The organism is Mycolicibacterium sp. SMGY-1XX, assembly GCF_059132455.1.
The window spans coordinates 183,511-207,475 of the sequence record NZ_CP101139.1 but is presented as its reverse complement, the minus strand read 5'-3'; the positions used below and the strand labels follow the sequence as shown (position 1 = coordinate 207,475).

Here is a 23,965-nt window from a genome sequence, read left to right as displayed (position 1 = left end):
TGCTGCGCACCTTCACCGACAGACCGGCGCGGCCGAACCCGGATCAAAGCGAAACGAGCCAAGTTGTCCACAGTCCGAACTTCATCCACAGGCTGGCGCCGAATTCACCTCAGCGCCACCGGGAATTGGGACACGGAACGTTCAATGGCCCTATGAGTGAGACAGATACCCAGCCCGCCGTCGTGAGCGAGGCAGTGATCGTTGCCGAGATCGTCGAGGACGACAGCGTCGACTTCGAGGAAGACCAGGAAGACCACGACCTCGACGACGAGTACGACGACGGGGACTCCGAGGACGAGCGCGCCACCCTCGTTCTCCGTGAGGTGATCGAGCGTCAGCTGATCGCCTGCCGGACGCTGAGCACCCGAGTCACCGACGCGGCCACCGATGTGACCGCCACCCTCGTCGAATCCCCCGCGCGGGTGGTCGCCGCGGTGCGCGACGGAGCCACCCTGCCGAGTGCGTTCGGACTGACCGGTGACACGCTGACCGACGCCGCCCTGGAGGCCGGGGGCCGGATCCGAGCCGCGGTGGCCACCTACGTGAACGCGCAGTCGGCGCTACCGAATGCGCTGATCACCGGGACCGCCGAAGTTGCGGGTACCACTGTCCGCGCCCAGGGCTCGGTGGTCTCGTCGGCCTTCGACGCCGCATTCACTGTCGCGTCCGTGGCCACCCGGGGCGCGGACGTCAGAGACAGCTTCGACGAAGAGTGGCAGGGTTTCCTGGCGTCGGTAGCCGCCGCGCGCGACGACGTCGAGGACGCGGTGAGCGTTGCGCGGCAGCGAATCCAGGCTGCACTGCCGGCGCCGGCCGACGAAGGTTAGTCAGCCCGGAACGCCGTCCTCGTCATCGGGCTCCGGCCCGAACACGAACCGCCGGCCGGTGACGTCGTTGGGCGTGATCCGCACGAAGCGCAGCTTCTGGGTGGCGATCCACGGATAGAGCCCGGCGTGTTCGGCGTCCTGGATCTCGTCCGCGGCGAAGAGCACCTTCGCCGTGCCCCGGACGATGACACTCCAGCCCTCGACGACATTGTGGTCGTCGGCCTCGAAGAGCACCTGGTCATTGGTGACGGCGCCGAACAGCTTGGTGCCCTCCGCAGTTCGAAACAGCACGGTGTTGCGCTGCACCACGAAGTTGACCGGGAAGATCTCGGCTCGGCCGTCGACGACCGTCACCAACCTGCCCAGGTGCACACCCGACAGCAGCTGCCAGCTGTCCTGGTCATCGAGGGCGATCACCGGTTCGTCCATGCCCCCATCCTGGCGGAAGTGCCCCGCGCCGGAAAGGGGCGCGGGGCACTCGAGCCGGTGACCAATGTCAGTGCCGGTGCGGGGGCTTGACCCGGGTGCTGACGCTGATCCGGTTCCAGGCGTTGATCACGGTGGCCATGGCGATCACCTGACCCAGTTCCTGCTCGGTGAACGCGGCTGCGGCCCTGGCGTACACCGCGTCGGAGACGTGCCCGCCGCGGGTCAGGTCCGTCATCTCCTCGGTCAGTGCCAACGCGGCCTGTTCCTGCTCGGTGTACAGGTCACCGGCTTCCTCCCACGCCGCGAGCAGGTAGAGGCGCTGCTCGGTCTCGCCCTGTTTGCGGGCGTCGTGGGTGTGCATGTCCAGGCAGAACGCGCAGTGGTTGAGCTGCGAGGCGCGGATCTTGACGAGTTCGGCCAGCGTGGGGTCGATGCCTTTGGTGGCCGCCGCGGACAGGGCCATCATGCCCTCGAAAAATTCGGGGGCGACCCGGTTGAGGTTGATGCGGTTGATCTTCTGGGTTTCCAGTACCTGTGTCATGACTCGAATCTAGAACCACAAAGGCCTGTTCAGATGGTTCAATACCGGCATGAGTTCGTGGGCCAATTCGGGGAGCGATCTGCACCTGGACCTGCGCGTCGCCCTGGCACCCGGTACTCGGGGTGTCCGTGAGGTGCTGCTCACCGCGCTGCGTGACGCGGTGCGCTCGGGCCGCCTGACCGCCGGCACGGCGCTGCCGCCGTCTCGCACCCTTGCGGCCGACCTCGGCCTGGCGCGTAACACCGTCGCCGACGTGTACGCCGAGTTGGTGGCCGAAGGGTGGCTGGCATCCAGACAGGGAGCGGGTACCTGGGTGGTCGACTCCGACCACCTCAAACGCCACAGCCTCACCCCGTCGCAACCACGCGGCGCCGTCGGTGCCCCGACACACAACTTCCTGCCCGGCTCACCGGATGTCTCCCAATTCCCGCGGTCGGCCTGGCTGGCCTCCGCCCGGCGCGCCCTGCACTCGGCACCCAACGAGGCGCTGCGAATGGGTGATCCGCGCGGCCGACCGGAGCTGCGCGCAGCCGTCGCCGAATACCTGGCCCGCGCCCGCGGTGTGCGCGTCTCCCCCGATTCCGTGGTGATCACCGCGGGCACCCGACACTCCATCGAGATCCTGGCGAGGCTGTTCGGTCCGGCCCGGCCGATCGCCGTGGAAGCTTACGGCCTCTTCATCTTTCGTGACTGCATCACCGCCTCCGGGGGATCCACGGTGCCCATCGGTTTCGACGAGTGGGGGGCCGATGTCGGCGATCTCGACCACGTGGACACCCCCGCGGTCCTGGTGACCCCGGCACACCACTTCCCCCACGGCGTTCCGCTGCATCCGGGGCGGCGCACCGCCGTGGTGGACTGGGCCGAACGCGCGGACGGCTATGTGCTCGAAGACGATTACGACGGCGAGTTCCGCTACGACCGCCAACCGGTCGGCGCGCTGCAGAGCCTGGACCCGGCGCGGGTGATCTATCTGGGCTCGACGAGCAAGAGCCTGACACCGGTGTTGCGTCTGGGCTGGATGGTGGTGCCCACCGGACTCGTGGACGACGTGGTGGCCGCCGCGGGCGGGCAACAGTTCTACGTCGACGGCATCACCCAGTTGACCATGGCCGACTTCATCGTTGCGGGCAACTACGACAAGCACATTCGACGGATGCGTACCCGCTACCGCCGCCGGCGCGACACCTTGGCGCAGCGGCTTGCCCCGTTCGCGCCGGCGGTGACCGTCAGTGGCTTGTCGGCAGGCCTGCATCTGCTGCTGCTACTGCCGCAGGGCGCAGAACCGGAACTCCTGCGGCGGGCCGGGGAAGCCGGTGTGGGTATCGCCGGCCTCTCGCGACTACGACACCCGTTGGCCGACAGCAGCATTCCGCGGCCCGACGGCGTGGTGGTCAATTTCGGCACACCTGGGGAGCACGCGTTTGCACACGCGGTCGACGCGTTGTGCGCGGTAGTGGCCGGCACGCTGCACTGAAAAGGCGTAGCTCGCTTCCGGACAGCCGGCCGTCAGATGACTCACCGCAGCGAGGCCAACTCCGCATTCATATTGGCTTTGGCCGCGGCCTCCCAGTGCCGGCGCCCCCACGGCGTCCGGAACACACCGGGACCGGCGAGCAGGCTCTCGATCACCTTGACGCGGCCGGCGCGGAACGCGTCGTCGGACACATGGTTGTACTCCTGGCGGATCAGGGCAGAGTTGCGCTGGTACTGCTCCGGCGGCAACGCCATGCCCGCGAGATCGGCGTCCGAGAGTGCCTCGCCGTTGCGATCGCCCGGGGCCGGGTCGTGCTCGACGGTCATCCGGATCAACCGCCCGACCTCGGCCACCAACCCCACCTCGACGCCCAGGGCGGCCAGGTCGGTCTCGGCGAGCTGGGCGCTGAGTTCTTCGTCATCGGGGCGGCCGGCATACACAGCGTCGTGATACCAGGCCGCCAGCCGCACCGCGTCGGCGTCGGTGGCGTGCCCGGTCAGCTCTTCGACGTAGGACAGGATGCCGCCCAGGTGGGCCAGGTCGTGGTAGCGCCGGTGCGGCTCGCTCCAGCGGGCCAGCAGTGCCCGGCCGGTCGCGTGCGCGTCGGCCGAGTGGGTGGTGTGGCGCGCCAACAGGGCGTCCCAGACCTTCAGCAGATCGTGCACGCACTCATTCTTGCAGCAGCCCGGTCGACGATGCGGCGACGAAGGAGCCGGGGAGTCAGGGCCGGGCCGATGAGCCAGCCCGGTCGACGATGCGGCGACGAAGGAGCCGGGGAGTCAGGGCCGGGCCGACGTGCCAGCTAAGCTTCCCCGCGATGGCCGAGCCCCCCATGCCACCGAACCTGAGCCTCGGGACGCAGGTGTGGCGATTCCTGGTGACCGGCGGCCTGTCGGCAATCGTCGATTTCGGCCTCTACCTGGTGTTCCTCGAGCTGGACCTGCACGTCAACCTGGCCAAGACGCTGAGTTTCATCGCGGGCACCACCACGGCCTACCTGATCAACCGGCGCTGGACCTTCCAGGCCACACCCAGCCGGGCCCGGTTCATCGCGGTGATGGTGCTCTACGCGCTGACCTACGCGGTACAGGTCGGCATCAACTATCTCTTCTACACGCAGTGGGACGACAAGCCGTGGCGGGTGCCCGTGGCATTCGTCATCGCCCAGGGCACGGCCACGGTGATCAACTTCATCGTGCAGCGCGCGGTGATCTTCCGGTTGAGATAAGAGCGGTACCCTCTGTCTCGATGTCTGTGACCACCACACGCCAGCTGAGCGGCTGGGGACGCACCGCGCCCTCGGTTGCCGAGGTGCTGTCGACCCCCGACGCCGAAGAGATCATCAAGGCCGTCTCGCAGGCCGGACCGCGCGGTGTGCTCGCCCGTGGCCTCGGCCGCTCCTACGGCGACAATGCGCAGAACGGTGGCGGCCTCGTCATCGACATGCCCGCGCTGAACCGTATCCACTCGGTCGACGCCGACACCGCAACCGTTGACGTCGACGGCGGGGTGAACCTCGATCAGCTGATGAAGGCCGCCCTGCCGTTCGGACTGTGGGTGCCCGTACTGCCGGGCACCCGGCAGGTGACCATCGGCGGCGCCATCGCCTGCGACATCCACGGCAAGAACCACCACAGCGCCGGTAGCTTCGGCAACCACGTGCGCTCGATGGAACTGCTGACCGCCGACGGGCAGGTCCGCCACCTCACCCCCGACGGCGACAACGCAGCCCTGTTCTGGGCGACCGTCGGTGGGAACGGCCTGACGGGCATCATCTTGAGGGCCACCGTCGCGATGACCCCCACCGAGACCGCCTACTTCATCGCCGACGGCGACGTCACCGGCAGCCTCGACGAGACCATCGCCTTCCACAGCGACGGCAGCGAATCCAATTACACGTATTCGAGCGCGTGGTTCGACGCCATCAGCGCACCGCCGAAGCTGGGCCGCGCGGCGATTTCGCGCGGCTCCCTGGCGACGCTGGACCAGCTGCCCGCCAAACTGCGCAAAGACCCGCTGAAATTCGATGCGCCGCAACTACTCACGCTGCCCGATGTGTTCCCCAACGGTCTGGCCAACAAGTACACCTTCGGGCCCATCGGCGAGCTCTGGTACCGCAAATCCGGCACCTACCGCGGCAAGGTCCAGAACCTGACGCAGTTCTATCACCCACTCGACATGTTCGGTGAGTGGAACCGCGCCTACGGCCCCCGCGGATTCCTGCAGTACCAGTTCGTGGTGCCAGGAGAGGCGGTCGACGAGTTCAAGGCCATCATCGGCGATATCCAGGCCAGCGGGCACTACTCGTTCCTCAACGTGTTCAAGCTCTTCGGCCCGGGAAACCAAGCGCCGCTGAGCTTCCCGATTCCCGGCTGGAACGTGTGCGTCGACTTCCCCATCAAGGCGGGCCTGCACGAATTCGTCACCGAACTCGACCGCCGCGTGCTGCAGTTCGGCGGACGGCTGTACACCGCCAAGGATTCGCGCACCACCGCCGAGACCTTCCACGCCATGTATCCGCGGATCGACGAATGGATCGCGGTGCGCCGCAGCGTCGATCCCGAGGGTGTGTTCGCCTCCGATATGGCCCGACGTTTGGAGCTGCTCTAGATGGTGTTCGACGCAGTAGGTAATCCGCAGGCGATCCTGCTCCTCGGTGGCACGTCCGAGATCGCCCTCGCGATCGGCGAGCGCTATCTGCGTGACGCACCCGCGCGGATCGTGCTGGCCGATCTGCCGGGCCACCCGCGCAAGGACGCCGCCATCGAGCAGTTGCGCGCCGCGGGCGCCAAAGCCGTTGACTGGATCGACTTCGACGCGCTGGACACCGCGAGCCATCCGGCGGTGATCGACGCGGCGTGGGCCGGCGGCGACATCGATGTGGCCGTCGTGGCCTTCGGTCTGCTCGGCGACGCCGAAGAGCTCTGGCAGAACCAGCGCAAAGCCGTACAGATCGCCGGGATCAACTACACCGCAGCGGTTTCCGTCGGTGTGCTGCTCGGCGAGAAGATGCGAGCCCAAGGGTCGGGCCGCATCATCGCGATGAGCTCGGCGGCCGGCGAGCGCGTGCGGCGATCGAACTTCGTGTACGGCTCCACCAAGGCCGGTCTCGACGGTTTCTACCTCGGCCTCGGCGAAGCACTGCGGGAATTCGGTGTGCGGGTGCTGGTGATCCGGCCCGGCCAGGTACGCACGACGACCACGATCGAGCACTGGAAGGCCACCGGCGCCAAGGAAGCCCCGTTCACGGTCGACAAGGAGGACGTCGCCGAGTTGGCGGTCGCCGCGTCGGCCAAGGGCAAGGACCTGATCTGGGCCCCGGGCCCGTTCCGCTTCGTGATGATGGTGCTGCGGCACATCCCGCGCCCCATCTTCCGCAAGCTGCCCATCTGAGATGAGGGCAGCGCTGGCCTCGTCCAGCACAACAACGGCGGCCATCCGCACAGTCGGCGAAATGGCACTGGCGGCGTTGATCGCCGTCGTCGTTTCCGTCGTGTCACTGGCGGCGATCAGCCGCGTCCAGTGGCCGGCGTTCCCTTCCAGCAATCAGTTGCACGCGCTGACCACCGTCGGCCAATTCGCCTGTCTGGCGGCCCTCTTCGCGGCGGGTTGGTTCTGGGTCCGGGGCCGGCGGCGGGTGGCCACCGGTACCGCGCTGGTGTTCCTGCCCGCTTTCGTGGTGGCCACCCTGGGCATGCCGCTGGGGGCCACCAAGCTGTATCTGTTCGGCATCTCCGTCGACCAGCAGTTCCGCACCGAGTACGTGACCCGGCTGGCCGACAGTCCCGCGCTGCAGGACATGACATACGCCGGGTTGCCGCCGTACTACCCGCCGGGCTGGTTCTGGATCGGCGGCCGGGCCGCTGATCTGGCGGGTATGCCGGCGTGGGAGGTCTACAAGCCGTGGGCGGTGACCTCGATCGCGATTGCGGTGGCGCTGGCATTCGTGTTGTGGTCCAAGCTGATTCGCTTCACCTACGCACTGATCGTGACGACGGCGACGGCCGCGGTGACCATCGCCTATGCCTCGCCGGAGCCCTACAGCGCGATGATCACCGTGCTGCTGCCGCCGATCTTGGTGCTGGCGTGGGCAGGGCTGCGCCGGCCCGCGAGACGAGAGAGCGGAACGAGCGCAGCGAGAGACGGGAACGAGTCGAGCAAGTCAGATTCGGACAGGGGCGGGTGGGCCGCCGTGGTTGGCGTCGGGATCTTCCTCGGGATCAGCGCCACCTTCTACACGCTGCTGCTGGGCCTGTCCGCGATGACGGTGACGGGCATGGCCGTTGTGCTGGCGGTCTCCCGGCGCAGCATCGAACCCCTGCGCAGACTGCTCGTCGCCGGGGTGATCGCCATCCTGATCGCCCTGACCACCTGGCTGCCGTTCCTGCTGAGGGCATCGAAGCAACCGCTGTCGGACACCGGCAGCGCCATGCACTACCTGCCCAACGACGGCGCCGTGCTGACGTTCCCGATGCTGCAGTTCTCGCTGCTCGGGGCGCTGTGCATGCTGGGCACCATCTGGCTGATCGTGCGCGCCCGGTCCTCGGTGCGCGCCGGTGCCCTGGCCGTCGGGGTGCTGGCCGTCTATCTGTGGTCACTGCTGTCGATGCTCACCACACTGGCCGGCACCACCTTGCTGTCGTTCCGGTTGCAGCCCACTCTGACCGTCCTGCTGGCCACGGCCGGGGTGTTCGGGTTCCTCGAAGTCAGCCTGGCCGCGGCGGCGCGCTGGGGGCGGCGTCTGATCCCGGTGGCGGCGGCCGTCGGGTTGGCCGGGGCGATGGCGTTCAGCCAGGACATCCCCGACACCCTGCGGCCCGACATCACGGTGGCCTACACCGACACTGACGGTGACGGTGTGCGCGGCGACCAGCGACCGCCCGGCGCGGAGCAGTACTACCGCGAGATCGACGACGCCATCCTGGAGAAGACCGGCCGGCCCCGCAACGAGACCGTGGTGCTGACCGCCGACTACAGCTTCCTGTCCTTTTATCCCTACTTCGGCTTCCAGGGCCTGACCTCGCACTATGCCAACCCGCTGGCCCAGTTCGACGCCCGCTCCGCCGAAATCGAGAGCTGGGCGGAGCTGGACGGCAGCCAGGAGTTCCTGACCGCCCTCGACGAACTGCCGTGGGAACCGCCGACGGTGTTCCTGATGCGCCGCGGCGCCGGATCCGGATCCGGGGCCACCTACACCCTGCGGCTGGCCGAGGACGTCTACCCCAACCAGCCCAACGTGCGGCGCTACACCGTCGAACTGGACTCGGCGCTGTTCGACAGCCCCGAGTTCGACGTGCAGACCATCGGCCCGTTCGTGCTCGCCATCAGAAAGTCACCCTGATGGCCACGCAGTTACGATCTACCTCCGTGACGGACGCGGGGCGCAGTTATCGCACAGCCAAGACCGTCGCCGTCGTCACCGGACTGTTGGGCGCGTTGCTGGCCATCGCCACCCCGTTCCTGCCGATCAAGCAGACCACCGCGGAACTGAACTGGCCGCAAAACGGCGTGCTCGAATCCGTGACCGCGCCGTTGATCGGTTACGTCGCCACCGATCTGACCATCACGGTGCCGTGCCAGGCCGCCGCCGGACTGGCGGGACCGGCCAACGTCAACCGCACGGTGTTGCTGTCCACGGTTCCCAAGCAGGCCCCGCAGGCCGTCGACCGCGGCCTGCTGATCGAACGCGCCAACAACAACCTGGTGGTCGTCGTCCGCAACACCCCCGTGGTCGTCGCCCCGATGAGCGCTGTCCTGGGACCGGATTGTCAGCGGTTGGAGTTCACCGCCCAGGCCGACAAGGTGAGCGCCGAGTTCGTCGGCCTCACCCAGGAGGTCTCCCCCGCCAACACCGGTGACGATCCCGACGCCCCGCTGCGCGGCGAACGCGGCGGGTACGACTTCCGCCCGCAGGTTGTCGGCGTGTTCACCGACCTGTCCGGGCCGGCGCCACCCGGCCTGGAGTTGTCGGCGACCATCGACACCCGCTACAGCAGCGCCCCGACCGTGCTCAAGCTCGTGGCGATGTTCCTCGGTGTCCTGATGACGCTCGTATCGCTGATCGCGCTGCACATCCTCGACACCGCCGACGGGGTGCGCCACCACCGGCTGCTGCCATCGCGCTGGTGGTCGATCACCGGGCTGGACGCCCTCGTGGCCGCGGTGCTGGTGTGGTGGCACTTCGTGGGCGCGAACACCGCCGACGACGGTTACATCCTCACCATGGCCCGCGTCTCCGAGAACGCCGGCTACATGGCCAACTACTACCGCTGGTTCGGCACGCCGGAAGCGCCGTTCGGCTGGTACTACGACCTGCTGGCGCTGTGGGCCCACGTCACCACCGCCAGCGTCTGGATGCGGTTGCCCACCCTCCTGATGGCGCTGGCCTGCTGGTGGATCATCAGCCGCGAAGTGATCCCGCGCCTCGGCGCCGCCGTCAAGCGCAGCCGCGCGGCGGCCTGGACCGCGGCGGGCATGTTCCTGGCGGTGTGGCTGCCCTTGAACAACGGCCTGCGGCCCGAACCGATCATCGCCCTGGGCATCCTGCTGACCTGGTGCTCGGTGGAACGCGCCGTGGCCACCAGCCGGCTGCTACCCGTGGCGGTGGCCTGCATCATCGGCGCGCTGACCCTGTTCTCCGGGCCCACCGGCATCGCCTCGATCGGCGCGCTGCTGGTGGCCGTCGGCCCGCTGCTGACGATCCTGCGCCGCCGCGCCGGCCAGTTCGGGCTGGCACCGCTGCTGGCGCCGATCCTGGCCGCCATCACCGTGTCGGCCATCCTGATCTTCCGCGACCAGTCCTTCGCCGGGGAACTGCAGGCCAGCTCCTTCAAATCCGATGTGGGCCCGAGCCTGGCCTGGTTCGACGAGCACACCCGCTACGAGCGGCTGTTCATGGCCACCCCCGACGGGTCCATCGCCCGACGGTTCGCCGTGCTGGCCGTACTGCTGGCCCTGGCCATCGCCGTGGCGATGTCGTTGCGCAAGGGCCGCATTCCCGGCACCGCGGCCGGACCGAGCCGTCGCATCATCGGTATCACCATCATCTTGTTCCTGGCGATGATGTTCACCCCCACCAAGTGGACCCACCATTTCGGCGTCATCGCGGGGCTGGCCGGTTCACTGGGGGCGCTGGCGGCGGTGGCCGTCACGGCGCACGCCATGAAATCGCGGCGCAACCGCACGGTGTTCGCGGCGATCGTGCTGTTCATGGCGGCACTGTGCTTCGCCAGTGTGAACGGCTGGTGGTACGTGTCCAACTTCGGTGTGCCGTGGTCGAATGCGTTCCCCGAGTATCGGTTCGGGTTCACCACCATCCTGCTCGGACTGTCGGTATTGACACTGCTGGTGGCCGTGTGGATGCACTTCTCCGGCCGCGGCGAAGGGCCCTGGCGGCCCACCCGAGCGGGCCGAATCCTGCATTCGCCGTTGGCGATCGCCGCATGGGCACTGGTCATGTTCGAGGTCGTGTCACTGACCATGGCGATGGTGACGCAGTATCCCGCCTGGACGGTGGGCCGGTCCAACCTCGAAGCGCTGACCGGCAAGACCTGCGGCCTGGCCAACGACGTCATGGTGGAGCAGGATCCCAACGCCGGCATGCTGACCCCCGTCGACGTCCCCCCGGCGGACGCGTTGGGCGCGGTGACCTCAACCGGCTTCTCTCCCAACGGAGTTCCCACCGATGTGTCGCCGGACCCGGTTTCCGACCAGCAGACCAGTGACAACTTCGCCGACGCGGGCGGCAGCTCCGAGGAAACCGGCGAGGCCGGCACCGAGGGCGGTACGACGGCCACCACCGGGATCAACGGTTCCCGGGCCCGCCTGCCCTACGGTCTGGACCCGGCCAGCACGCCGGTGCTGGGCAGCTGGCGTTCGGGAGTACAGCTGCCGGCGTTCCTGCGGTCGGCCTGGTACCAGCTGCCCCCGCGCGAGGAGGCCGGGCCGCTGCTGGTGGTCTCGGCGGCCGGACGTTTCGACGCCGGCGACCTCCAGGTGCAGTGGGCCGGCCCCGACGGGCAAGCCCAAGGCTCGATCGGCTTCGCCGACGTCGGCGCCGCACCGGCCTGGCGCAACCTGCGCGCCCCGCTGGGGGCGATCCCCGCCGACGCCACCCGCATCCGCATCGTCTCCACCGAGGACGACCTGGCGCCGGACCACTGGATCGCGGTGACCCCGCCCCGGATTCCGGAACTGCAGAGCCTGCAGCAGGTGGTCGGCTCCGAGGATCCGGTGCTGCTGGACTGGCTGGTCGGCCTGGCGTTCCCGTGCCAGCGTCCGTTCGGCCATCAGAACGGTGTCACCGAGGTGCCGCGTTGGCGCATCCTGCCGGACAGGTTCGGCGCCGAGGCCAACTCGCCGGTGATGGACTACCTGGGCGGCGGGCCGCTGGGCATTTCCGAGCTGCTGTTCCGGGCCGAGACCGTGCCCACTTATCTGCAGGACGACTGGTCCCGCGACTGGGGTGCGCTGCAGCGGCTGGTGCTGTTCTATCCGGGTGCCGAGCCCGCACGGCTGGACCTGGGCAGCGAAACCCGTAGCGGGTTGTGGAGCCCGGCACCGCTTCGACTGTCTTGAGTCGGGCCCGGTCGGCGACACAATCCCCTGTAGGGCCGACCACACAAGTACGTCGCCTACCATCGAGCCTCGTGCCCGCACACCGCTTAGCCCGTCTCATCGCTGTCATCGCGGGTATCGCCGGGCTGGTTCTGTGCGCGCTCGTGCCGCTGTTGCCGGTCAGACAGACCACCGCCACCGTGCTGTGGCCGCAGGGTCTCGGGCCTGACGGCTTCGTCTCCGACGTCACCGCGCCGCTGGTGTCGGGCGCCCCGCAAGCGCTGGACATCTCGATCCCCTGCCTGGCCGTGGCCACCCTGCCCGCCGCCGGCGGCGTCGTGGTGTCCACCGTCCCCTCCGGCGGTATCGACGCCGGCCGCAACGGCCTGTTCGTCCGCGCCAACACCGAGACCGTCGTGGTCGTCGTCCGGGACACCGTGGCCGCCGTCGCACCGCGCCAAGCCGTCGAGACCGGTGCCTGCAGCGTCATCCACGTCTGGGCCAACATCGGCGGTGTAGGCGCCGACTTCGTCGGCATCCCCGACGCCACCGGCGCCGAGCCCGCGGAGAAACGCCCCCAGGTGGCCGGGCTGTTCACCGATCTCGAGGTGGCACCGCAAGAAGGGCTGTCGGCGCGCGTCGACATCGACACCCGGTTCATCACCTCCCCGACCGCGCTGAAACTGATCGCGATGATCCTGGGGGTGGGCTGCGTCATCGCCTCCGTGGTGTCGCTCGCGCTGCTGGACCGCCGGGTTCGGCGAGCGGCGTTTTTCCGCGAGCAAGAGGCCCGGCGGCGTGGGATCCGCCGGGTTCGGCGAGCGGCGTTTTTCCGCGAGCCGGGCCGCTGGCGCTTCCTCCGCGTGGGCATCGCCACCTGGGTCGCCGATATCGGCGTCATCGGCACGTTGCTGCTGTGGCACATCATCGGCCCCGTCTCCAACGACGACGGCTACAACCTCACCATCGCCCGGATCTCGTCGGAAGCCGGATACTCCGCCAACTACTACCGCTACTTCGGCGCCACCGAGGCACCGTTCGACTGGTACCAGTCGGTGCTCGGCCACCTGGCCGCGATCAGCACCGCCGGGATCTGGATGCGGCTGCCGGCACTGCTGGCGGGCATCGGTACCTGGCTGGTGCTGAGCCGGTGGGTGATCCCGCGGCTGGGCCGGCGGATGGCGGCCAACCGGGTCACGGTGTTCACCGGTGCCGCGGTGTTCCTGGCGAGCTGGCTGGCCTTCAACAACGGACTGCGCCCAGAACCGCTGATCGCGTTCGGCACCGTGCTGGTCTGGATGCTGATCGAGAACAGCATCGCCACCCGACGGCTGTGGCCGGCCGCGATCGCGATCGTGGTCACCGTCTTCTCCGTCACCCTGGCCCCGCAGGGTCTGGTGGTCCTCGCGCCGCTGCTGGTCGGCGCCCGCGCCATCGCCCGCATCGTCGCCGCCCGCCGCGCCACCCACGGGGTCCTGCCGCAACTGGCGCCGCTGCTGGCGTCGGCCTCACTGCTGTTCGTGGTCGTGTTCCGCGACCAGACCCTGGCCACCGTCGCCGAGTCGGCCCGCATCAAGTACGTCGTCGGCCCCACCATCGCCTGGTACCAGGACTTCCTGCGGCCGTACTTCCTGACCGTCGAGGACAGCATCGACGGTTCCCTGACCCGGCGCTTCGCCTTCTTCGTGCTGATGTTGTGCCTGTTCGGGGTGCTGGCGGTGCTGTTGCGCCGCGGCGGAGTCCCCGGTGCGGCCAACGGGCCGGTGTGGCGCCTGCTGGGCACCACCTTTGTGGGCCTGCTGCTGCTGACCTTCACCCCCACCAAATGGGCCATCCAGTACGGCGTCTTCGCCGGCCTGACCGGTGCGCTGGGCGCGGTGACGGCCTTCGCGTTCTCCCGGGTGGGACTGCACAGCCGACGCAACCTGGCGCTGTACGTCACCGCCCTGCTGTTCGTGCTGGCGTGGGCGACGTCGGGCTGGAACTCCTGGTTCGACGTCGGCAACTACGGCGTGCCGTGGTTCGACCGGCCCCCGGTGATCGCCGGCCGGCCCGTGACGTCGATGTTCCTGGTGCTGGCCATCCTCGGCGGACTGCTGGCGGCGTGGCTGCACTTCCGCATGGACTACGCCGGGCACACCGAGGTCAAGAACAACAAACGCAACCGGGTGCTGGCGTCGACGCCACTGCTGGTCGTCGCGCTCATCATGGTGGTCCTCGAGGTGGGCTCGATGCTCAAGGGCGCCGCGCAGCGCTATCCGGCCTACACCAACGCCTCGGCCAACGTGGCCGCGTTGACGGGCCGCAGCTGCGCCCTGGCGGATGCGGTGTTGGTGGAGAAAGACACCAATGCTGGGATGTTGACCCCGGTCCCCGGCCAGCAGTTCGGCGAATACGGGCCACTCGGCGGTGAGGACCCGGTGGGCTTCAACCCCAACGGCGTCAGCGATTCACTGGATCCCGTCGAACCGACCTCCATCAAACCGGGCACCCCGAACTCGGACGGCTCGCCCAACAAGCCGAACGTCGGCTCCGGCTACCAGGCCGGCACCGGCGGCGGCTACGGCCCTGAAGGTGTCAACGGATCCTCGGTGTTCCTGCCGTTCGGCCTCGACCCGGCCACCACGCCGGTGATGGGCAGCTTCGACGAGAACACCGTGGCCGCCGAAGCCACGTCGGTCTGGTACGAACTGCCGCCCCGCACCGAGGACCGGCCCCTGGTCACCGTTGCCGCGGCCGGCGCCATCTGGAGCTTCAACGAAGAGGGCGAATTCAGCTATGGCCAGAACCTCAAGCTGCAGTGGGGTATCCGCGGCCCCGACGGTCAGTTCACCGAACTCGACGAAGTGGGACCCATCGACGTCGCGATGCAGCGGGCCTGGCGCAACCTGCGGTTCCCGCTGTCGTGGGCGCCGGCCGAGGCCAACGTCGTCCGCATCGTCGCCGACGACCCCAACCTCAGCGAAGACCAATGGTTCGCGTTCACCCCGCCCCGGGTGCCGGTGCTCGAAACCGCTCAAGATTTCCTGGGCGACGAGACCCCGGTGCTGATGGACATGGCCGTGGCCGCCAACTTCCCCTGCCAGCGCCCGTTCTCAGAACACCTGGGCGTGGCCGAACTACCGGAGTACCGCATCCTGCCCAACTTCAGTCAGATGCAGGCATCGTCGAACCTCTGGCTCAGTGCGCAGGACGGTGGCCCCTTCCTGTTCATCCAGGCGCTGCTGCGCACATCCACCATCCCGACCTATCTGCGTGACGACTGGTACCGCGACTGGGGCTCCATCGAGCGCTACGACCGGGTGGTGCCCGCCGACGAGTCGCCGACGGCCGAGATCGAGCAGGGCTCCGAGCGGGTGTTCGGGTGGAGCCGGTCCGGACCGATCCGGGCGCTGCCATGAGGGACTCCGCGGTGAGAGACGAGGTGAAGACCGCCCGCTGGGTCGCGATGATCGCCGGCCTGCTGGGCTTCCTGTTCGCGGTGGCCACCCCGCTGCTGCCGGTGACGCAGACGACCGCGACGTTGAACTGGCCACAGAACGGCCAGATGACCAATGTGACGGCGCCGTTGATCTCGCAGGTGCCGGTGTCGATGACGGCGACGGTGCCGTGCGAGGTTATCCGGGGCCTGCCCGCCGACGGCGCGATGGTGCTGGGCACCGCCCCCGCCGACGGCAAACAGGCCGCGCTCAACGGTCTGTTCGTCAACGTCACCGACGAACGCGTCGACGTCACCGACCGAAACGTCGTGGTGGCCAGCGTCTCCCGCGAACGTGTCGAGTCGCCCGCCTGCGAGCGCATCGAGATCACCTCCTCCGAGGACGGCACGTTCGCCGAGTTCGTCGGCCTCGATCAGGTGACCGGCCCCGACCGTGGGCAGCCGCAGCGCACCGGTTTTGCCGACCCCAACCTGCGCCCGGCGATCGTCGGGATGTTCACCGACCTGACCGGGCCCGCGCCGCCCGGGCTGTCGGTGTCGGCGGACATCGACACCCGCTTCACCACCACCCCCACCACCTTGAAGCTGGTCTCGATCCTGCTGGCCGTCGCCTCGACCGTCATTGCGCTGCTTGCGTTGTGGCGGCTGGACCGCATCGACGGCCACCGGATGCAGCGGCTGATCCCGACGCGCTGGCGCACGTTCACCGCCGTCGACGTCACGGTGGTGGGTGCGTTCCTGGTCTGGTACGTGGGCGGGGCGAACTCGTCCGACGACGGCTACATCCTGCAGATGGCCCGCGTCGCCGACCACGCCGGCTACATGTCGAACTATTTCCGCTGGTTCGGCAGCCCCGAGGATCCCTTCGGCTGGTACTACAACCTGCTGGCGCTGATGACCCAGGTGAGCACCGCTTCGATCTGGATGCGGCTGCCCGATCTGGTGTGTGCCCTGGTGTGCTGGCTGCTGCTGTCGCGGGAAGTGTTGCCGCGTCTGGGTCCCGCCGTCGCAACCAGCAGGCCCGCCCTGTGGGCCGCCGGTTTTGTGCTGCTGGCGGCGTGGATGCCGTTCAACAACGGACTGCGCCCCGAAGGGCAGATCGCCACCGGCGCGCTGATCACTTACGTCCTGATCGAACGCGCCGTCACCTCGCGGCGACTGCTGCCCGCCGCGCTGGCCATCATCAGCGCCGCGTTCACCCTCGGTATCCAGCCCACCGGCCTGATCGCCGTGGCCGCACTGCTGGCCGGCGGCCGCCCGATCCTGCGGATCATCGCCCAGCGCCGACAGCTGGTGGGCACGTGGCCACTGCTGCTGCCGCTGCTGGCCGCGGGCACCGTGATCCTGCCGGTGGTGTTCGCCGACCAGACCCTGGCGACGGTGTTGGAAGCCACCAGGATTCGCACGGAGATCGGCCCCAGCCAGGAGTGGTACACCGAGAACCTGCGCTACTTCTACATGATCCTGCCCACCGTCGACGGTTCACTGTCGCGCCGGTTCGGCTTCCTGATCACCGCGTTGAGCCTGCTCGCCGCGATGTTCATCATGTTGCGGCGCAAGCGGGTTCCCGGCGTGGCCCGCGGCCCGGCCTGGCGGCTGATGGGCATCATCTTCGCCACGGTTTTCTTCCTGATGTTCGCGCCCACCAAGTGGGTGCACCACATGGGCCTGTTCGCCGCGGTGGGCGCGGCCATGGCGGCGCTGACGACGGTGCTGGTGTCCCCGACCGTGGTGCGCTGGGCCCGCAACCGGATGGCGTTCCTGGCGGCCGTGTTGTTCATCCTGGCGCTGTGCTGGGCCACCACCAACGGCTGGTGGTACGTCTCCAGTTACGGTGTGCCGTTCAACAATTCGATGCCGAAGATCGGCGGCCTCACGATCAGCACGATCTTCTTCGTGCTGTTCGCGGCGGCCGCGCTGTATGCGCTGTGGTTGCACTTCGCGCCGCGTGACCGTGGAAACGGCCGGTTCGCGCGGGCCGTGACCAAGGCCCCGATCCCGGTGGTGTCCGGGTTCATGGTCGTGGTGTTCGTGGCCTCCATGGCGATCGGCGTGGTGCGGCAGTACCCCACCTACTCCAACACCTGGTCGAACCTGCGGGCGTTCACCGGCGGCTGCGGCCTGGCCGATGACGTGCTGGTGGAACCGGATTCCAACGACGGTTTCCTGGCCCCGCTGCCCGGCGACTACGGTGCATTGGGCCCGCTCGGCGGCGTGGACCCGGTGGGCTTCTCCCCCGGCGGGGTGCCCGATCGGATTGTCGCCGAGACCATTCGGCAGCCGTTCCCGATGCCGGGCACCGACTATGACTGGGATGCCCCGAGCGAGCTGGACTCCCCCGGTGTCAACGGCTCCACGGTGCCGCTGCCCTACGGACTGGATCCGGCACGGGTACCGGTGGCCGGCTCCTACACGCAGGGAGCCCAGCAACAGAGCATCCTGAACTCGGCCTGGTATCAGCTGCCGCCCCGCGACGACGCGCACCCCCTGGTGGTCGTCACGGCCGCCGGCACCATCACCGGAAACAGCCTGTTCAACGGCCGCACCGAGGGCCAGGCTGTCGAATTGGAATACGCCACAACGGGTCCCGACGGCGCGCCGGTGCCCGCGGGCCGGGTGGAGCCCTACGACCTGGGCCCCGTCCCGTCGTGGCGCAACCTGCGCTACGACCGCTCGGAGATCCCCGATGACGCGACCGCGGTGCGGATCGTCGCCGAGGACCTGTCGCTGACCCCCGGTGACTGGGTGGCCGTGACACCGCCGCGGGTGCCGGAGCTGCGCTCGATCCAGGAGTACGTCGGCTCCGAGCAGCCGGTGCTGATGGACTGGGCGGTGGGCCTGGCGTTCCCGTGCCAGCAGCCGATGCTGCACGCGCACGGCGTGACCGAGGTGCCGAAGTTCCGGATCACCCCGGACTACAACGCCAAGCGCAACGACACCGACAGCTGGGAAGACGGGATGAACGGTGGCCTGCTGGGCATCACCGATCTGCTGCTGCGGGCCCAGGTGATGTCGACCTACCTGTCGCGGGACTGGGGCCGGGACTGGGGTTCGCTGCGCCGGTTCGACACCATCGTCGACGCGGACGTGGCCACCTTGGACTTCGGCACCACCACCCACTCCGGGCTGTACTCACCGGGGCACATCCGGATCGGCCCGTAGTCACGCTGCTGGGAGATGGCGGGTCAGCGGAGGTTGTCAGCTGAGTGTGTGACGATGACCTTGCCGGCCTTGGCTTTACCGCTCTCGACGTAGGCGAGGGCGTCGAGAGTCTGGTCGAAGCCGAAGGTGGTGTCGATGACGGGCCGTAGATGTCCCGCGTCGTACAACTCGGCAAGCTTGCGGAGCTGTGCACCGCTGGCGTGCATGAAGAAGAACCCGTAGCGCACGCCCAGCTTCTTGGCTGCCCTGCGGACCTTGAGGCTCAGGAGCGACAGCACGAATTCGAACGGCTTCGGTGCGCCGAGTTGTCGGGCGAAGCCGGCGTCGGGCGGGCCGGCGACACCGATCACCACGCCTCCGGGCTTGAGCACGGTCAGCGACTTCGCCAGATTTTCTCCGCCCAGGGAGTCCACCACGACGTCGTATCCGGACAGGATCTCGGCGAAATCCTGCGTGCGGTAATCGATGACGACGTCGGCTCCGAGGTCGCGGACCAGTTGCGCTCTGGCACCGCTGACAGTGGTCGCCACGTGTGCGCCGAGATGCTTGGCCAGTTGGATGACGGTTGATCCCAGTCCTCCGGCACCGGCGTGGATCAGGATTTTCTGCCCGGGTTCGATGTGCGCCACATCGACCAGGATCTGCCAGGCGGCCAGCGCAACCAGAGGAACCGCGGCCGCCTCCTGCAGCGACAAGGCAGTCGGCTTGAGCGCAACGTCGTCCTGATCGATGGCGATGTACTCGGCGAAGGTCCCGATGCGGAGGTCACGGGGACGTGCGTACACTTCATCGCCGACGGCGAAATCAGTTACCTCGGAACCGATCTCGGTGACCACACCGGCAACGTCATGGCCGAGCACGAAGGGCGGCTTGTACTTCAGGAGTTGTTTGAACTCACCGTTGCGGACCATGCTGTCCAGCGGATTGATGCTCGCGGCAACCACTTTGACGAGAACATCTCGACGTCCGGCCTTGGGCTCGGGCACCTCGGCGGCGCGGATCCCGTCCTTGCCGTACCGGTTCACGACGAATGCCTTCATGAGATCTCCCCTTCGAGGAGCAGTTGCGCGTTGAGGATTCCGGACCGGAGTACGCCGTCGGACATGTCACGGTCGGAGACCGCCCGTGCGATCTGCATGGTGGCGACCAGGGTGGTGATCAGTCCCAGCGCGGTGGTGCGCGCGGCGGACGGGTCCTCTGGCGCCAGGGCGGTCGCGATCACATCGATGATGGACTGCATCCCCTGGGTGTAGGCATCGCGGACCGCGTCACCGCACCGGCCGATCTCGTCCAGCAGCGCAGCGTTGGGGCAGCCAGTGCTGGGGTCGTCGCGATGCTGCGGCGACAGGTACCCGCGCACGAACTGCTCCAGGGCCGCCCTGCCCTGGGGTAACGCGGCGAGGACGGCGCGCTGGGCTTCCAGTTGTTCGGCCACCACGTGGGCGACGAGGTCGTCCTTCGACTCGAAGTGGGCGTAGAACGCACCATTGGTCAGCCCCGCATCGGTCATCAGCGCGGCGATACCGGAGCCGTCGATGCCGTCGCGCTTCAGACGTCGGCCCGCGGTCTCCAGGATCCGCTGCCGGGTGTGGGCTTTGTGCTTTGTGTCGTACCTCGCCACTGTCGACCTCCCGATTCGCTTGACCAACCATAACAGTTATCTTACAGTCATAATATTACAGTCGTACGCCAATTCTCGAGGACGGACCGCTCCATGCCTTCACCGCACGATCCACTGCCGCTGCCCTGCGGGCAGGTCCTCCCGAACCGGCTGATGAAGGCCGCAATGAGTGAAGCGCTCTCCGATGCTGCGCACACACCGGATGCACGCCTGGAGCGGCTCTACCGCACGTGGAGTCGAGGCGGATACGGGTTGCTGATCACCGGCAACGTGATGGTCGACCGCACCCAGCTGGGCGAACCCGGCAACGTGGTGATCGAGGACGACCGCGACTCAGAGGCTCTCAGCCGGTGGGCAAAGTCCGCCCACGACGGCGGTGTGCCAATCTGGGTTCAGCTCAATCACCCAGGGCGGCAATCGAACCCGCTGGCGCTGGGCCACATTCCGGTCGCCCCGAGCGCGGTGCCGATGAGCCTGCCCGGTTCACCCACGCCGCGCGAGCTGACCTCGGCCGAGATCGTGGACATCATCGAGCGGTTCGTCACGGCGGCCGTGGTCTGCGAGACAGCCGGGTTCGACGGCGTTCAGATCCACGCCGCGCACGGCTACCTGGTCACGCAGTTCCTGTCACCGCTGACAAACCTGCGCACTGACGAGTGGGGCGGCGACCCGCGACGACGGATGCGATTCCTCCTCGAGATCGTCCGTCGCATCCGCGCCCGGGTATCACCTGCCTTCGCACTCAGCGTGAAGCTCAACTCCGCGGACTTTCAGCGCGGCGGATTCAGCGAGGAGGAATCACGCGACGTGGTCGCGGCCCTGGCCGGAGAAGGCCTCGACCTGATCGAGATCAGCGGCGGCAACTATGAGTCACCGGCCATGTCGGGTTCGGCCGCCGCCAGCACCCGCGACCGCGAGGCGTACTTCCTCGACTACGCGCGCACCGTACGGCAGCTGGCCGGCGACGTGCCGCTGGCCGTGACCGGCGGGTTCCGCTCTGCCACGGCCATCGCAGACGCGCTGCGCGCCGGTGACTGCGACGTGGTGGGACTCGCCCGCCCGACGGTGACGACCCCCGACGCCGCGGCAGCTCTCCTGTCGGACCGCATCGGAGTGCTGCAGACCCGGGAGTTGCGTTACGGGATGCGCCGCGCGCTGGGCAGATTCGTCGACGTCAAGGCACTCGACGGGGTACTCAACATCAGCTGGAATACCGACCAGCTGCACCGCCTTGGCGCGGGCCACGAGCCGGACCTCAACCGAGGTCGCCTGGCCACGACGGTGGCCATGCTCCGGCGCAACGGCCGCTCATCCTTGCGTCCCAAGCGGGGCATCCGGTGACACGTCAGTCCTACGACGTGGCCGGCAAGGTCGTCCTCATCACCGGTGGGACCGGTGGAATCGGCAGTGCCACCGCCCGCGAACTGCTCCGCCGGGGCGCCAAGGTGGCCATCGTCGACGTCGACCCCGACACACCAAGCATCGCCGCGCACATGTCGCCGCACTCGGCTTTCGGAGCGGTCGCGGACGTCCGGGTGCGATCCACACTCGACCACGCCGTCGCCGGCGTCGTCGAGCACTTTGGGCGGATCGACGTCGCCATCGCCAACGCCGGCATCCTTTCCCGCGCCGCCACCCTGCGCACCACACCGGCATCGTCGCTCGAGTCCGTGCTCGCGGTCAACGTCACCGGCGTCGTCAACACGATCCAGGCCGCCATGGATCAGGTCGTCACCCACCACGGCCAATTCGTCCTCATCAGTTCGGTGTTCGCGTTCCTCAACGGAATGGGAACCATCCCCTACGCGATGAGCAAGGCCGCCGTCGAACAACTCGGCCGCGGGCTGCGCATCGAACTCGCCGCGTATGGCGTGTCGACGACGGTCGCCTACTTCTCCCTCATCAACACCGACATGATCAGACACGGTGTGGACGGGGACCAGATCGTCGATGAACTCCTGGCGGCCCTGCCGCGGCCGTTGCTCAAGCGCCTCCAACCCGAGACGGCCGCAACGGCACTCGCCGACGGGCTCAGCCGCCGTTCCCCGCGCGTCATGGCACCGGGCAGATGGATACCCATCTCGGTGCTGCGTGGACTCGTCGCCCCGGCCCTGGATCCGCGCCTGGTCCGCAACCGTCGCACGCAGGCCGCACTGGCCGAACTCGACGCCCGAACACACACCGCACCCTGACAGAACGCACGAGAGGCACGACATGACCACCTGGAAAGACACGCCGAATCGCACCATCGAGGTCGACGGCGTTCCGTTCGCCTACCGCGAACTCGGTACCGGCTCAGACGTTCCGGTGGTGTTCCTGCACCATCTGACCGCAGTCCTCGACGACTGGGACCCGCGCGTGGTCGACGGCATCGCCGGCCACCACCGCGTCATCGCCTTCGACAACCGCGGAGTCGGGGGCAGTGGCGGATCGGTGCCACCCACCGTCGAGCAGATGGGCACCGACGCCATCGCGTTCATCCGCGCGCTGGGCCTCGACAAGGTTGATCTGTTCGGGTTCTCACTCGGCGGCGGTGTCGCTCAGATGGTGGCGCTACAAGCACCGGATCTCGTCCGTCGGATGATCCTGGCCGGCACCGGTCCTCGCGGTGGCGGCGGTATCGACAAGATGGCCACCATTGTCGGCGGCGCGTATGCCAAGGCAATACTGACTCGCAGCGACCCCCGAAACTTCCTGTTCTTTCCCCGTACTCCCGAGGGCAAAAAAGCCGCAGCCGACTACTTCGGCCGACTCGAGGAACGCAGCCGCCACCGGGACAAGAAGATCTCCATCCAGGCCGGCGTCGCCCAGGTCAAGGCCATCCGGCACGCCGGCCGGAGCAAGCCTGACGATCTCTCGGTCATCACCGCACCCGTCTTCGTCGCCAATGGCGACCACGACCTCATGGTCGACAGCGCCCATTCCGCCGATATGGCACGCCGACTTCCCAACGCCCAGTTGAAGATCTATCCCAACTCAGGACACGGCGGAGTGTTCCAACACCACGAAGAGTTCGTGCCCGAAGCACTGCAATTCCTCGCCAACTGAGCATCCCCACCCACCAGGAGACACCGTGACCACCACTTCGTACAGTGCCGCACCGGCACGCACCGTGACCGCCGGCGGGGTCACCTACGCCTACCGGGAACTTGGACCCAAAGGTGGCATCCCCGTCGTCTTCCTCACCCACCTCGCCGCCACACTCGACAACTGGGATCCGCGCGTCATCGACCCGATCGCCCGCACACACCACGTCATCACCGTCGACAACCGCGGAGTCGGAGCCTCCACCGGCACGGTCCCCGACACCATCGAGTCGATGGCCGACGACGCCTACACCTTCATCACCGCGCTTGGTTTCACTGCCGTCGACATCCTGTCCTTCTCCCTCGGCGGGATGGTCGCCCAGGCACTGGTGCTCAAACACCCCGAACTGGTTCGCAAGCTCATCCTGGCCGGGACCGGTCCGGCAGGAGGCAAGGGAATCGACAAGGTAGCCGGCACAACCTATTTCGACACACTGAGAGCCACCCTGACCGGCAAGGATCCCAAGGAGTTCCTCTTCTTCAACCGCGACGACATCGGCAAACGAGCCGCCCGCGCTTTCGTCCGACGTCTCGAGGAACGCACCCACGACAGGGACGCAAAGATCAGTGTGAAGGCCTTCCGAACCCAACTGAAGGCCATCAAACGCTGGGGGCGGGCCACCCCCGCCGACCTGTCGAGCATCCGCCAGCCCACCCTCATCGTCAACGGCGACAACGATCGCATGGTGCCGTCGGTGCTCTCCGAGGACATGCACCGCCGAATCGCCGGATCCACACTCGTCATCTACCCCAACTCCGGGCACGGCGGAATCTTCCAGTACCACCAGGAATTCACCGCCGAAGCGCTTGCCTTCCTGGCGTGACTG

At 68.0% G+C, this 23,965-nt stretch carries 18 protein-coding genes; 13 read left to right on the top strand and 5 right to left on the bottom strand.

All coding sequences use genetic code 11. The features are described from left to right. Positions 1-152: 152 nt before the first annotated feature. The gene (locus NL241_RS00925; protein ID WP_494396520.1) at positions 153-827 is read left to right on the top strand and encodes a hypothetical protein; all 675 of its coding nucleotides are present in this window, start codon (positions 153-155) and stop codon (positions 825-827) included. On the opposite strand, the gene NL241_RS00920 is transcribed toward NL241_RS00925, so the two are convergent. Both NL241_RS00920 and NL241_RS00915 read right to left on the bottom strand, forming a co-directional pair. Continuing rightward, positions 828-1,256, bottom strand: a complete 429-nt coding sequence (locus tag NL241_RS00920) for a pyridoxamine 5'-phosphate oxidase family protein (RefSeq protein ID WP_487692250.1) — start codon at positions 1,254-1,256, stop codon at positions 828-830. 67 nt (positions 1,257-1,323) lie between these two features. After that, a complete protein-coding gene (locus NL241_RS00915; protein WP_487692249.1) occupies positions 1,324-1,797 on the bottom strand; it encodes a carboxymuconolactone decarboxylase family protein in 474 nt (157 codons plus the stop codon). A gap of 49 nt (positions 1,798-1,846) precedes the next feature. Between NL241_RS00915 and pdxR the strand changes: the two genes are divergently transcribed. Beyond that, positions 1,847-3,274, top strand: a complete 1,428-nt coding sequence (gene pdxR, locus NL241_RS00910; RefSeq protein ID WP_494396519.1) for a MocR-like pyridoxine biosynthesis transcription factor PdxR — start codon at positions 1,847-1,849, stop codon at positions 3,272-3,274. A gap of 41 nt (positions 3,275-3,315) precedes the next feature. Here the strand turns inward: pdxR and NL241_RS00905 are convergent, their stop codons facing one another. Further along, a complete protein-coding gene (locus tag NL241_RS00905) occupies positions 3,316-3,939 on the bottom strand; it encodes an HD domain-containing protein (protein WP_487692246.1) in 624 nt (207 codons plus the stop codon). A gap of 167 nt (positions 3,940-4,106) precedes the next feature. Here NL241_RS00905 and NL241_RS00900 point away from each other — a divergent pair, with 167 nt between their 5' ends. The 7 genes from NL241_RS00900 (at position 4,107) to NL241_RS00870 (ending at position 18,431) form a co-directional block, all read left to right on the top strand. Then, positions 4,107-4,502, top strand: a complete 396-nt coding sequence (locus NL241_RS00900) for a GtrA family protein (protein ID WP_487692354.1) — start codon at positions 4,107-4,109, stop codon at positions 4,500-4,502. A gap of 20 nt (positions 4,503-4,522) precedes the next feature. Continuing rightward, positions 4,523-5,884: a decaprenylphosphoryl-beta-D-ribose oxidase gene (dprE1, locus tag NL241_RS00895; protein WP_487692245.1), complete on the top strand. Its 1,362-nt coding sequence runs from the start codon at positions 4,523-4,525 to the stop codon at positions 5,882-5,884. A 3-nt stretch (positions 5,885-5,887) separates the two neighbouring features. Then, entirely contained in the window at positions 5,888-6,667 is a 780-nt protein-coding gene (gene dprE2, locus NL241_RS00890) for a decaprenylphospho-beta-D-erythro-pentofuranosid-2-ulose 2-reductase (RefSeq protein ID WP_494398452.1), read from the top strand. 1 nt (position 6,668) lies between these two features. Next, positions 6,669-8,615: a galactan 5-O-arabinofuranosyltransferase gene (locus NL241_RS00885; RefSeq protein ID WP_494396518.1), complete on the top strand. Its 1,947-nt coding sequence runs from the start codon at positions 6,669-6,671 to the stop codon at positions 8,613-8,615. Beyond that, a complete protein-coding gene (locus NL241_RS00880; RefSeq protein ID WP_494396517.1) occupies positions 8,615-11,851 on the top strand; it encodes an arabinosyltransferase domain-containing protein in 3,237 nt (1,078 codons plus the stop codon). Before NL241_RS00885 ends, NL241_RS00880 begins: the two co-directional genes overlap by 1 nt. Before the next feature lie 71 nt (positions 11,852-11,922). Further along, a complete protein-coding gene (locus tag NL241_RS00875) occupies positions 11,923-15,231 on the top strand; it encodes an arabinosyltransferase domain-containing protein (protein ID WP_494396516.1) in 3,309 nt (1,102 codons plus the stop codon). After that, positions 15,228-18,431: an arabinosyltransferase domain-containing protein gene (locus NL241_RS00870; protein WP_494396515.1), complete on the top strand. Its 3,204-nt coding sequence runs from the start codon at positions 15,228-15,230 to the stop codon at positions 18,429-18,431. The genes NL241_RS00875 and NL241_RS00870 overlap by 4 nt, the downstream gene beginning before the upstream one ends. Before the next feature lie 23 nt (positions 18,432-18,454). On the opposite strand, the gene NL241_RS00865 is transcribed toward NL241_RS00870, so the two are convergent. Together NL241_RS00865 and NL241_RS00860 are read right to left on the bottom strand one after the other, a co-directional pair. Continuing rightward, on the bottom strand, positions 18,455-19,471 hold the full coding sequence (locus tag NL241_RS00865; protein ID WP_494396514.1) for an NADP-dependent oxidoreductase: 1,017 nt from the start codon (positions 19,469-19,471) through the stop codon (positions 18,455-18,457). Next, positions 19,468-20,052, bottom strand: coding sequence for a TetR/AcrR family transcriptional regulator (locus NL241_RS00860; RefSeq protein WP_494396513.1), 585 nt, complete (start codon positions 20,050-20,052; stop codon positions 19,468-19,470). The genes NL241_RS00865 and NL241_RS00860 overlap by 4 nt, the downstream gene beginning before the upstream one ends. A 93-nt stretch (positions 20,053-20,145) precedes the next feature. Between NL241_RS00860 and NL241_RS00855 the strand changes: the two genes are divergently transcribed. The 4 genes from NL241_RS00855 to NL241_RS00840 are packed head-to-tail and all read left to right on the top strand — an operon-like array spanning position 20,146 to position 23,962. Further along, positions 20,146-21,393 (top strand): NADH:flavin oxidoreductase/NADH oxidase family protein, encoded by a 1,248-nt coding sequence (locus tag NL241_RS00855; protein ID WP_494396512.1) that lies wholly within the window; start codon positions 20,146-20,148, stop codon positions 21,391-21,393. Then, positions 21,390-22,244 carry an SDR family NAD(P)-dependent oxidoreductase gene (locus NL241_RS00850; RefSeq protein WP_494396511.1) on the top strand — a complete coding sequence of 285 codons (855 nt, stop codon included), beginning with the start codon at positions 21,390-21,392 and terminating at the stop codon, positions 22,242-22,244. Before NL241_RS00855 ends, NL241_RS00850 begins: the two co-directional genes overlap by 4 nt. A 22-nt stretch (positions 22,245-22,266) precedes the next feature. After that, positions 22,267-23,100 carry an alpha/beta fold hydrolase gene (locus tag NL241_RS00845; RefSeq protein ID WP_487692234.1) on the top strand — a complete coding sequence of 278 codons (834 nt, stop codon included), beginning with the start codon at positions 22,267-22,269 and terminating at the stop codon, positions 23,098-23,100. A gap of 25 nt (positions 23,101-23,125) precedes the next feature. Then, the gene (locus NL241_RS00840; RefSeq protein WP_487692233.1) at positions 23,126-23,962 is read left to right on the top strand and encodes an alpha/beta fold hydrolase; all 837 of its coding nucleotides are present in this window, start codon (positions 23,126-23,128) and stop codon (positions 23,960-23,962) included. Positions 23,963-23,965 lie beyond the last annotated feature (3 nt).

What these genes read in the sequence shown, in the direction of transcription:
- pdxR (WP_494396519.1), top strand. Translation starts at nt 1,847, where the DNA reads ATGAGTTCGTGGGCCAATTCGGGGAGCGATCTGCACCTGGACCTGCGC.
- NL241_RS00885 (WP_494396518.1), top strand. Translation starts at nt 6,669, where the DNA reads ATGAGGGCAGCGCTGGCCTCGTCCAGCACAACAACGGCGGCCATCCGC.
- NL241_RS00865 (WP_494396514.1), bottom strand. Translation starts at nt 19,471, where the DNA reads ATGAAGGCATTCGTCGTGAACCGGTACGGCAAGGACGGGATCCGCGCC.
- NL241_RS00855 (WP_494396512.1), top strand. Translation starts at nt 20,146, where the DNA reads ATGCCTTCACCGCACGATCCACTGCCGCTGCCCTGCGGGCAGGTCCTC.
- NL241_RS00845 (WP_487692234.1), top strand. Translation starts at nt 22,267, where the DNA reads ATGACCACCTGGAAAGACACGCCGAATCGCACCATCGAGGTCGACGGC.
- NL241_RS00920 (WP_487692250.1), bottom strand. Translation starts at nt 1,256, where the DNA reads ATGGACGAACCGGTGATCGCCCTCGATGACCAGGACAGCTGGCAGCTG.
- NL241_RS00880 (WP_494396517.1), top strand. Translation starts at nt 8,615, where the DNA reads ATGGCCACGCAGTTACGATCTACCTCCGTGACGGACGCGGGGCGCAGT.
- NL241_RS00915 (WP_487692249.1), bottom strand. Translation starts at nt 1,797, where the DNA reads ATGACACAGGTACTGGAAACCCAGAAGATCAACCGCATCAACCTCAAC.
- NL241_RS00900 (WP_487692354.1), top strand. Translation starts at nt 4,107, where the DNA reads ATGCCACCGAACCTGAGCCTCGGGACGCAGGTGTGGCGATTCCTGGTG.
- NL241_RS00870 (WP_494396515.1), top strand. Translation starts at nt 15,228, where the DNA reads ATGAGGGACTCCGCGGTGAGAGACGAGGTGAAGACCGCCCGCTGGGTC.
- NL241_RS00925 (WP_494396520.1), top strand. Translation starts at nt 153, where the DNA reads ATGAGTGAGACAGATACCCAGCCCGCCGTCGTGAGCGAGGCAGTGATC.
- dprE1 (WP_487692245.1), top strand. Translation starts at nt 4,523, where the DNA reads ATGTCTGTGACCACCACACGCCAGCTGAGCGGCTGGGGACGCACCGCG.